This is a genomic window from Aliidongia sp., assembly GCF_035943795.1.
Lineage (GTDB): Bacteria > Pseudomonadota > Alphaproteobacteria > ATCC43930 > CGMCC-115725 > Aliidongia.
This window is the reverse complement of record NZ_DASZBY010000063.1, coordinates 25,987-33,573: the sequence shown is the minus strand read 5'-3', so window position 1 is coordinate 33,573 and position 7,587 is coordinate 25,987. Positions and strand designations below refer to the sequence as shown.

Annotated in this window: 6 protein-coding genes; 4 read left to right on the top strand and 2 right to left on the bottom strand. The window is 66.6% G+C overall.

All coding sequences use genetic code 11. From position 1 onward, the window contains the following. From VGV37_RS10870 to VGV37_RS10855, 4 genes are all read left to right on the top strand, one after another. Nucleotides 1-1,542 (top strand): DNA primase (locus VGV37_RS10870; protein ID WP_326879683.1); only part of this gene is annotated, 1,542 nt, incomplete at its 5' end. Nucleotides 1,543-1,696: 154 nt separating this feature from the next. Beyond that, complete coding sequence (gene rpoD, locus VGV37_RS10865; RefSeq protein WP_326879682.1) at nt 1,697-3,655, top strand: RNA polymerase sigma factor RpoD; 1,959 nt, start codon at nt 1,697-1,699, stop codon at nt 3,653-3,655. A 276-nt stretch (nt 3,656-3,931) separates the two neighbouring features. After that, complete coding sequence (locus VGV37_RS10860) at nt 3,932-5,350, top strand: dipeptidase (RefSeq protein WP_326879681.1); 1,419 nt, start codon at nt 3,932-3,934, stop codon at nt 5,348-5,350. A 39-nt stretch (nt 5,351-5,389) separates the two neighbouring features. Beyond that, complete coding sequence (locus VGV37_RS10855; RefSeq protein ID WP_326879680.1) at nt 5,390-6,412, top strand: alpha/beta hydrolase; 1,023 nt, start codon at nt 5,390-5,392, stop codon at nt 6,410-6,412. Here the strand turns inward: VGV37_RS10855 and VGV37_RS10850 are convergent. After that, nucleotides 6,409-6,831: a hypothetical protein gene (locus tag VGV37_RS10850; RefSeq protein WP_326879679.1), complete on the bottom strand. Its 423-nt coding sequence runs from the start codon at nt 6,829-6,831 to the stop codon at nt 6,409-6,411. The genes VGV37_RS10855 and VGV37_RS10850 overlap by 4 nt on opposite strands. Before the next feature lie 11 nt (nt 6,832-6,842). Next, complete coding sequence (locus VGV37_RS10845) at nt 6,843-7,559, bottom strand: isoprenylcysteine carboxylmethyltransferase family protein (protein ID WP_326879678.1); 717 nt, start codon at nt 7,557-7,559, stop codon at nt 6,843-6,845. Between the last annotated feature and the right edge of the window lie 28 nt (nt 7,560-7,587).

The window sequence follows — 7,587 nt, the reverse complement described above, 5'->3', positions numbered from 1 at the left end:
TTCTTCCAGGCCCAGCTCGACAGCCAGGGCGGCGCTGCGGCGCGCGCCTACCTGGACCAGCGCGGGCTCGACCGGGCGGCGATCGAACGGTTCCGGCTGGGCTATGCGCCGGGCTTCTCAGCTGCGATCGAGCGCAGCGATCGTCAGCGCGGCGGCCAGGGCTTGCTGAAGCAGTTCCTGCTGCGCGAATTTCCCGAAGAGATGCTGATCGAGGCCGGCCTGGTGAAGAAGCCGGAAGACGGGCGTGACAGCTTCGATTATTTCCGCGACCGGGTGATGTTCCCGATCCTGGACCGCGCCGGCCGGGTCATCGCCTTCGGCGGCCGGGTGATGGGCGACGGCAAGCCCAAGTACCTGAACTCACCCGACACGCCGTTGTTTCACAAGGGCCGTGTGCTCTACGGGCTCAGCTGGGCACGCACCGGCGTCGCCAAGGGCGCCACCCTGGTCGTGACCGAAGGCTATATGGACGTGATCGCGCTGCATCGCGCGGGCTTCGACGGTGCGGTCGCCCCGCTCGGCACGGCCCTGACCGAGGAACAGCTGGAAGAGCTGTGGAAGCTGGCGGCCGAGCCAACCCTGTGCTTCGACGGCGACGCGGCAGGCCAGCGCGCCGCATCGCGCGGGCTCGACCGGGCGCTGCCGCTGTTGAAGGCCGGGCGGTCGCTCAAGTTCGCGGTCCTGCCGTCCGGCGAGGATCCGGACAGCCTGATCGGCCGCCAGGGCAACCTTGCCATGCAGGGGGTGCTGGATGGCGCAAAGCCATTGGCCGAAGTGCTGTTCGCCCAGGAACTGGCGGCCAAGCCCATCGACACGCCCGAACGCCGGGCTGACCTCACCCATCGCCTGAATGCGCGCGCCATCGTCATCGCCGACGAGGGGCTGAAGCGCGAATACCAGTTCTTCTTTCGCAACAAGCTGTTCGAGCAGGGTAGGCCGCAGCGCGCCAACGTGCGCAAGCCCGTCAAGGATCGTAACGGGCGGTTCAAGCCGCACGTGCCGGAAGTGGTGTCCGGCGCGCGCCTGACGGTCGGAAATCAGGCGATCGAGCGTCGGCGGCAGGAGCTGATGGTCGCCATGGTGATCGTCCGGCCGGACCTGCTCGACGACCATGTCGAGGAATTCGCGCACCTGATCCTGACCGCGCCGGACCTTGACAAACTGCGTCGGGAGATCTTAAACGTCCACGCGGCAAATTCCGGACTTGACGCGGCCACCCTTCAGCATCACCTCAGCAACCACGGCTTTGTCCGGGATGTGGAGCGTTTGCTCGGTCAACAGGTTTCCGCCCATACGCAATTCGCGGAACCGGCGGATCGGGAGACCACCCGACTCGGCTGGTTGCAGGCGCTGACCCTGTGGCACAGCCATCTGGAGCGGGCACAGGAACTCGAGGCGGCGGTGCGTCGGTTCGAGATGGAGCCGACGGAGGCCAGTTGGGCCCGCATCACGGCCTTGCAGGAGCAGGCGGAAACCGAGCGTACGGAACAGGCCGAATTCGACGGGGCGACAGCCGGATGGGTGTCGTCCGGTCGGCATTGAATTTTCGACCCCTGCAAAGAGGCAGGGACAGTGGGCTCCAGCCGTGCCGGACGGTGATCGGGCCCACGGAATGAATGACGAGCCGGTTCGGCCGTCCCGGGGGCGGGCGGTGGAACCGATGGCCCCCTGGGTACAAGTTAGGACTGGTTCAAAGATGGCGACAAAAGCGGCGAATACGGCAGAGGTCAATGAGAACCGCGATGAGGCCGCTGAGAGCCTGATCGTCGATACCATGGCGCAGGCCGTCCGGAAGATGGTCGCCAAGGGCAAGGAGCGCGGCTACGTCACCTATGACGAGCTGAACGCCGCCCTGCCGCAAGACCAGGTCTCGTCCGAGCAGATCGAAGACACGATGACCATGCTGTCCGAGGCAGGCGTCAACGTGGTCGAAGCCGAAGAGACCGAGGAACCGGCCGCGGCCGTGGACGAGGAGACACCGGACGGCGAGTCGCGCGTCAACGGCAACCTCGACGACGAGGACATCGGCCGGACCGACGATCCCGTGCGCATGTACCTGCGCGAGATGGGTTCGGTCGAGCTGTTGTCGCGCGAGGGCGAAATCGCCATCGCCAAGCGCATCGAAGCCGGCCGCGAGATGATGATCGGCGGCATCTGCGAGAGCCCGCTGACCATGCGGGCGGTCATCGGCTGGCGCGACGCGCTGAACGACAGCAAGATCCTGCTCCGCGACATCATCGACCTGGACGCGACCTACGGCAATGCGTTCCCGAGCGCGCCCGAGCCCGAAGGCGAAGAGAGCGAAGAGCCGGTTGTCCTGGCCGAGGGTGAAGAGCCGGAGCCCGAAGTCGAGGGTGCCGACGGCGACGGCGACGGCGAGGAAGCCTCGATCTCGCTCAGCGCCATGGAAGCCGAGCTGAAGCCGACGGTCATCCTGTCGTTCGACAAGGTCGCCGACATCTACAAGAAGCTCGCCAAGCTGCATCAGGAGCGGGTCGACGCGGCGCAGGCCGGCGAAGAGCTGCCGAAGGCGACCGAGAAGCGGTACCTGAAGCACAAGGAGGAAATGGTCGAGGCGATGCAGGACATCCGCCTCAACAACGGCCGGATCGAGGCGCTGGTCCAGCAGCTCTACGACCTGAACCGCCAGCTCATCGCACTCGAAGGCAAGCTGCTGCGCCTGGCGGAGTCCGATGGCGTCAAGCGCCAGGATTTCCTCAACCATTATTTCGGCAGCGAGCTCAACCCGAACTGGTTCGACAAGATCAAGGGCTTCGCCGGCAAAGGTTGGCAGACCTTCATCAACAAGCATGCCGGCGAGGCGGAGAACATCCGCAAGACGATCGGCGAAGTCGCGGCCGAGACCGGCCTGCCGATCGGCGAATTCCGCCGCGTCGTCTCGACGGTGCAGCGCGGCGAGCGTGAGGCGAGCCGGGCCAAGAAGGAGATGGTCGAGGCAAACCTGCGCCTCGTGATCTCGATCGCGAAGAAATACACGAACCGCGGCCTGCAGTTCCTGGACCTGATCCAGGAAGGCAACATCGGCCTGATGAAGGCCGTGGACAAGTTCGAGTACCGGCGCGGCTACAAGTTCTCGACCTACGCCACTTGGTGGATTCGCCAGGCGATCACCCGCTCGATCGCCGACCAGGCGCGCACGATCCGCATCCCCGTGCACATGATCGAGACGATCAACAAGCTCGTGCGCACGTCCCGCCAGATGCTCCATGAGATCGGCCGCGAGCCGACCCCGGAAGAGCTGGCCGAAAAGCTGATGATGCCGCTCGAGAAGGTCCGCAAGGTCCTGAAGATCGCCAAGGAGCCGATCAGCCTCGAGACGCCGATCGGCGACGAGGAAGACAGCCACCTGGGCGATTTCATCGAGGACAAGAACGCGGTCCTGCCGCTCGATGCCGCGATCCAGGCCAATCTGCGCGAGACCACGACCCGCGTGCTGGCCAGCCTGACCGCCCGCGAGGAGCGCGTGCTGCGCATGCGCTTCGGCATCGGCATGAACACCGACCACACGCTGGAAGAAGTCGGCCAGCAGTTCTCGGTCACGCGCGAGCGCATCCGCCAGATCGAGGCGAAGGCGCTCCGCAAGCTGAAGCATCCGAGCCGATCGCGGAAGCTCAGAAGCTTCCTCGATACCTAGGAAATGACGATGGCCGGTCGAAAGACCGGCCTTTTCTTTTTGGGCCAGTCTGGTTTAGCCCCTCCCGTCATTCCCGCGAAGGCGGGAATCCAGCGAGAGCCGCGTCTGCGGCGACTTTTTCTCCGCGCTGCCGCGCGTAACACTGGATCCCCGCCTGCGCGGGGATGACGGTAAAGAATTGACGATGCAGATCTCACCGCCTTGGCCTGGTTCCAGGGATGCTCCGTCTCCTCCGCGCGTAGAACGCTCAACCAAAACAATTCCCGAGGGCGGCGCATGGCAATGGATCTGGACTGGATCGACATCGCCACGGCTGCCGCGGATTGGCTCGACGGCCAGGCGGTCGAACTCGTCGGCTTCATGGCGCCGGCCGAGCCCGACGATCGGCATGGTTACTTTCTCCTGCTGGCAGAGCCGATGTGCTGCGTCGGTTGCTGGCCCGCCGATCCGCTGGCGGCGGTCGAAGTGTTCGCGATCGTCCCGATACCGGCGGAAGGGCGCGCCGTCCGGCTTGCCGGGCGCTGGTCGCTCTCGGGCGATCCTGACGGCTGGCACTATCAGTTGCGCAACGCCCGGCTGGTCGGCGTCGAACCTCATCGGGAGCCGTTGCCTTTGCTCAGCCGTCGCGGCCTGCTCGCGGCCGGCGCGCTGATCGGGCTCGCCGCCTGCGCGCCGGGATCGGTCGTCTCCGCATCGGTTCCGGCGCCGGACGAGGCCGCCGTCCGCCAGGCACTGACCCTGGCGGCACCGGCCGACCTGCACAGCCATGCCGGACGGGTCATCATCGGGCGCAACGGCCTCGATCGCCCGTTCCTGCCGGTGGCGGCGCCGATGCGGGCGGGCGGCATGGCGCTCGTCTCCCTGGCCGTCGTCGCCGACACGCCCACGACTCATCTCGACGATCGCCACATCCGGCCCTATCGCACGCCGGCGCCGGGCGAGCTCTATGCCTGGAGCGGACGGACCTTTGCCCGGGCGCATCGGCTGATCGAGGAGCAGGGGCTGGCGCTCGTGACCGACCGGGCATCGCTCGACCGGGCCTCGGCCGACCTGCCGTCGGTCGTCATCGCGGCCGAGGGTGCGGATTTCCTCGAAGGCGTGCTCGACCGGGTCGACGAGGCGTACGAGAAACACGCGCTGCGCCACCTGCAGCTGACCCATTACCGGGTGAACGAGCTGGGCGACATCCAGACCGAGGCGCCGGTCCATGGCGGCCTGACCGATTTCGGCGCCGATGTCGTCCGCCGCTGCAATGCGCGCGGCATCGTGGTCGATGTCGCCCACGGGCCCTATGACCTGGTGAAGCGGGCGGCTGCGGTCACGACGAAGCCGCTGCTGCTGTCGCACACCTCGCTCGCCGCCGCTCCCGCGCCACGCAGCCGGCGCATCACGGCGGACCATGCCCGGCTCGTCGCCGATACCGGAGGCGTCGTCGGCATCTGGCCGCCCACCACGGAATTTCCCGATCTCGCGTCCCTGGCGCAGGGCATGGCCCGCATGGTCGATGTGATCGGCGTCGATCATGTCGGGCTGGGCAGCGACATGCTGGGCCTGCTGGCGCCGGCCGCCTTCGCGGATTACGACCAACTGCCCGATCTCGCCCGTGCGCTGCTCGCCACAGGTTTCCATCCCGACGAAGCGAGCCGGATTCTCGGTGGAAATTACCGCAGGGTCTTCCGCGCAACCATGGCATGATCGGCGCTTCGCGCGAAGCTTTCGGGAAATTTCCTGACGATGTTCAAGCGCCTTTGCCTGCTGGTGCCGGCCCTCCTGATCTTCCGGCCCGCATTGGCCCAGACTGTGGTGACCGAGCCGTCCTACGGGCCGGAGCTGGAGGGGTTCGATTACCCATACCCGGTCCAGCATTTCGCGTTTTCCTCGCAGAACGTCGATCTTCAGATGGCCTATATGGACGTGCCGAGCGTGGGCGACGCGCGGGGCACCGTCGTGCTGCTGCACGGCAAGAATTTCTGCGCGGCGACCTGGGAAGCGACGATCAAGGTCCTGGCCGAGGCCGGCTACCGGGTCGTCGCGCCCGACCAGATCGGCTTCTGCAAGTCGAGCAAGCCGGTGCATTACCAGTACAGCTTTCAACAACTGGCCGGGAATACGAACGCGCTGTTGGCCTCGCTCGGCATCGACAAGACCATCGTCGTCGGCCATTCGACCGGCGGCATGCTGGCTGCGCGCTATGCGCTGACGTATCCGGACCAGGTGGTGCGGCTGCTGCTGGTCGATCCGATCGGCCTGGAGGATTGGAAGTCCGAAGGGGTGCCGTGGCAAAGCGTCGACCAATGGTATCAGCGCGAGCTGAAGACCAGCGCCGACGGCATCCGGCAATACGAGCAGGCGACCTACTATGCCGGCGAGTGGCGGCCGGAATACGACCGGTGGGTCGATATGCTCGCCGGCCTGTACCGGGGACCCGGCCGCGATGTCGTCGCGTGGAATTCGGCGCTGCTCGACGACATGATCTATACCCAGCCGGTGCTCTACGAGCTCGACAAGCTGGCGGTGCCGACCGTGCTGTTCATCGGCGACAAGGACACGACGGCGCTCGGCAAGGATCTGGCGCCACCGGCGGTGCGAGCCAAACTCGGCAATTATCCGGCCCTTGGCCGGCGCGCTGCCGACCTGATTTCAGAGGTGAAGCTGGTCGAATTTCCGACCCTGGGTCACGCGCCGCAGATCCAGGATCCGGCGGCCTTTCACAAGGCGCTGCTGGAAAACCTGGGGCGGGCGGCGTCGGCCGATTAGTTCGCCGCCGGCACGCAGCGTGCGCTCGCATCGTTCCGGGCGATGCCGCCCGCCAGCGTCTGGCACAGCGCGTGGGCAGCCGCCGGCGGTGCGGTGACCAGGATGCGCAGGCCCTTCGCCATGATCATGTCCTGGGTGCCGGCCGTCGTGGCGCCGAGGGCCGCCGGTGCTTCGCCGGCGCAGCGGGATTCGGCGAGGCTGCACTCATGGCAACTGGCCAGCATGGTCGCGGTGACGCGCTGGTTGGCGGTCTGGCAGTCGGCATCGCTCTTGACCGGGGCCTGCAGAAAGCTGAGCGCGATATCGTCGGGTAGGGCGATCCGCGCGATCGGGTAATGCGCCGTTGGGCGTAGCATCAGCACCAGGGCGCCGCCCACCACCAGGATCGCCGCCGCCACCAGAAGAGCCGTGCGTCCCATTCTTCTTCTCCCTAATAGAGCCCCGGTACCAGGCGGGCGGTTTTCCGGGCGTAGGCTGAATACTCGGGGAAATTCTCGCGCAGCACCTGCTCCTCGAAGCCCAGGCGCCAGAGCTGGATCACGAGATGGCCGATCAGGATCGCCGTCGCCGGCCAACTCATGAACTGCAGCCAGACGCCCAGGATCGCGATCTCCTCGGCTAGATAGAGCGGATGGCGCACGTAGCGGTAGGGGCCGGTCATGACCAGCCGGCGCGCCTCGGGCATGATGCTGAGCGAGCGGCCGAGCGACAGGACCGCGACGATCGACACGTAGTTGCCGAGCAGGATCAACGCTGCGGATGCCGCATAGACCGCAATCGAGTTCGGCGTGCGGTCGAGCAGCACCATGGCGATCGTCAAGGTCGCGCCCAGCAATGCCACGAGGCGGGGCGGCCAGCCGCGCGCCTTGGCGACCGGGCGCCGGCGTACCAGATGGAATCCCATCAGCAAGACCAGGAACAGGATCAAGGCGACCCGCGACGCAAAGACGGTCGCGCTGAGCGGCGTCACGGTGAAGGGCACCGGCTGTTCTACGAACCAGACGGCGAGGCCGCGAAGCTCGTTGACCAGGATGTAACCGTTGTAGAGCAGGATCGGCAGCCGCATCAGCGCGTCATAGGCGCGGCCTGCCTGGAACGCGGCCAGGGTGCCGCCGGCTGTACCGGTCGCCAAACTCTCTTCGCTCACCACCATCCCCCGCCCGCTTCGGTCGGGC